At 65.6% G+C, this 2,299-nt stretch carries 3 protein-coding genes and 1 pseudogene; 2 read left to right on the forward strand and 2 right to left on the reverse strand.

Going from position 1 to position 2,299, the window contains the following annotated elements; translation table 11 throughout:
* Positions 1 to 235, forward strand: a pseudogene (locus EOA60_RS29365) (gfo/Idh/MocA family oxidoreductase); the annotation flags it as partial.
* A 12-nt stretch (positions 236 to 247) separates the two neighbouring features.
* On the opposite strand, the gene EOA60_RS29370 reads toward EOA60_RS29365, so the two are convergent.
* Entirely contained in the window at positions 248 to 949 is a 702-nt protein-coding gene (locus tag EOA60_RS29370) for a YafY family protein (protein WP_095782142.1), read from the reverse strand.
* A 125-nt stretch (positions 950 to 1,074) separates the two neighbouring features.
* Here EOA60_RS29370 and EOA60_RS29375 point away from each other — a divergent pair, with 125 nt between their 5' ends.
* Positions 1,075 to 1,710, forward strand: coding sequence for a LysE family translocator (locus EOA60_RS29375; protein ID WP_095776900.1), 636 nt, complete (start codon positions 1,075 to 1,077; stop codon positions 1,708 to 1,710).
* Positions 1,711 to 1,731: 21 nt separating this feature from the next.
* On the opposite strand, the gene EOA60_RS29380 is transcribed toward EOA60_RS29375, so the two are convergent.
* Positions 1,732 to 2,299, reverse strand: a 568-nt coding sequence (locus EOA60_RS29380; RefSeq protein WP_128312359.1) for a 3-deoxy-7-phosphoheptulonate synthase, incomplete at its 5' end; no start/stop codon positions are given.

Consider the following 2,299-nt stretch of genomic DNA (forward strand, 5'->3'; position numbering starts at 1 on the left):
CTACCGCACGATCCTGCTGGCGCCGCACCACAAGCCCTACGATTCCTTCGTGCCGGCGCCCGGCCACGGCCTCGGCTTCAACGACCTTAAGATCATCGAATGCCGCGAGCTTTTGATGCGGATCGCCGGCAAGCCGGCGCGGACCATCGACTTCGACGAGGGGCTGGAGATCGAGCGCACCGTGCATGCGATGGCGCGATCGTTCCAGGAACAGCGCTGGGTGGATGTGAGGTGAGCCGGCTCGCCTTCAGGTGCCGGCGGCTGCTGCCGCATTGATCTCCCAGCCGTCCACCCAAACCTGCCGCAGTTGATCGCCTTCGCCTTTGAACCACAGGCCGGTCGGCTGGCAATCCTCGATGCGGTCGCTGCGGAAATTGCGGATGGCCTGGCGCAGCTCGCACCAAGCGACGATGTTGGCGGTCTCGGCGTAGTAGATCAGCGCGATCGGGCGGACGATACGCTGTGTGTCGCGGCCGGCTTCGTCGCGGTAGGCGAGGTCGAGCTTCTCCTCGTCGCGGATGGCGCGGCGCACCAGCGCCAGATCGACCGCCGCGGCCGCAGGCGAAAAACCCCAAGCATGAAGAGCGTTGGCGTCGAGCGTCTGGCGCAAGGGCGGTGGCACGGCGCCGGCGATCTTGGCGCCAACGCGCTTTGCCGCCTGCTTGAGCTCGTCATCGCCGGTGCGTTCCAGCAGCGCCAGCGACAGCACGATCGCCTCCATCTCCTCGATCGAAAACATCAGCGGCGGCAGGTCGAAGCCGGGGCGCAGGATATAGCCTATGCCGCGCCCGCCCTCGATCGGCACCCGCATCGCCTGCAGCGCTGCGATATCGCGATAGACCGAGCGCACCGTCACTTCCAGTTGCTCGGCGATCGTCGCCGCGGTCACCGGCTTCTTGGCCAGCCGCAGGATCTGGATGATTTCGAACAGGCGCGAGGCCTTGCGCATTTTTCCACTCGATCGAAACGCAACTGACACACCCCCGTCAGTTGGGATGACCTATAGGGCCGCGCATCAGTTTGAAAATCAACAGATTCCTCAGCGTCCTTGGCGGGCCGCGACAGGCAACTGACATGAGTTACACGGAAAATCTCTGGCTGTTCTTCATCCTGCTGTTCGGCATCATCGCCGTGCCGGGCATGGACATGCTGTTCGTGCTGGCCAATGCGCTGACCGGGGGGCGCGACAGGGGGCTGGCGGCGACCGGCGGCATTATGCTCGGCGGCGTAGTGCATACGTTGAACGGGGCGATCGGCGTCGGGCTGCTGATTCATTTCGTGCCGGTCCTGTTCAAACCGCTGCTGATCGCCGGCGCCGCTTACATGGCCTATATCGGAATTTCGCTGATGCGCAGCTCGATCACCGTCAGCGATGACGGGCCCGCCGGCAGCCGCTCCGCCTGGAAAGCCTTTCGCCAGGGATTGGTCACCTGCCTGATCAACCCCAAGGCCTATCTGTTTATCCTTGCCGTCTATCCGCAGTTCCTGAAGCCGGTTTACGGTCCGATCTGGATGCAGGCGACCATCATGGGACTGCTGACTGTCGTCACACAAGCAGGAATCTACGGCGGCCTCGCCATCACCGCCGGGCGCAGCCGGGCGCTTCTGGTCGGCAATCCGCGGGCAACGGTCATTGCCGGCCGTGCGGCCGGGCTGCTTCTATTCGCGGTCTCGGTATTCACCGCATGGGAAGGGCTGAGGGCCGCGTGAACGCCGCCCTCGCCAGGGTTGTCAGGCGGCGCCCTGACGGGTGGCGAGCAGTTCGCGCTTCACCGACCGGCGCCACTCGACGGCGCCGGCAAGTCCGTGCAGCACCGTTTCGGTGGTCGCCCAATCGATGCAGCCGTCGGTGATGCTCTGGCCGTAGGTGAGCTGCTTGCTGGGCACGACGTCCTGACGGCCGGCGACGAGATTGCTCTCGATCATGACTCCGATGATGCGCTCGTCGCCCGCTGCGACCTGGCCCGCCACGTCGTGCGCGACTTTCGGCTGGTTCTCCGGCTTCTTGCCGCTGTTGGCGTGGCTGACATCGATCATCAGGCGCGGCGCGATGCCGATGCGGCCGAGCTCCGCGGCGGCCGCGTCGACGCTTGCCGCGTCGTAGTTCGGCGCTACGCCGCCACGCAGAATGACATGGCAGTCTTCGTTGCCGGTCGTCGCCGCGATCGCGCTGCGGCCGCCCTTGGTCACCGCCATGAAATGATGCGGCTGCGCAGCGGACTTCACCGCCTCGCCGGCGATTCGCAGATTGCCGTCGGTGCCGTTCTTGAAGCCGACCGGGCAAGAGAGGCCCGACGCC

The sequence above is a fragment of the Mesorhizobium sp. M1A.F.Ca.IN.020.06.1.1 genome (assembly GCF_004023265.1).
In the GTDB taxonomy this organism is placed as follows: Bacteria; Pseudomonadota; Alphaproteobacteria; order Rhizobiales; family Rhizobiaceae; genus Mesorhizobium.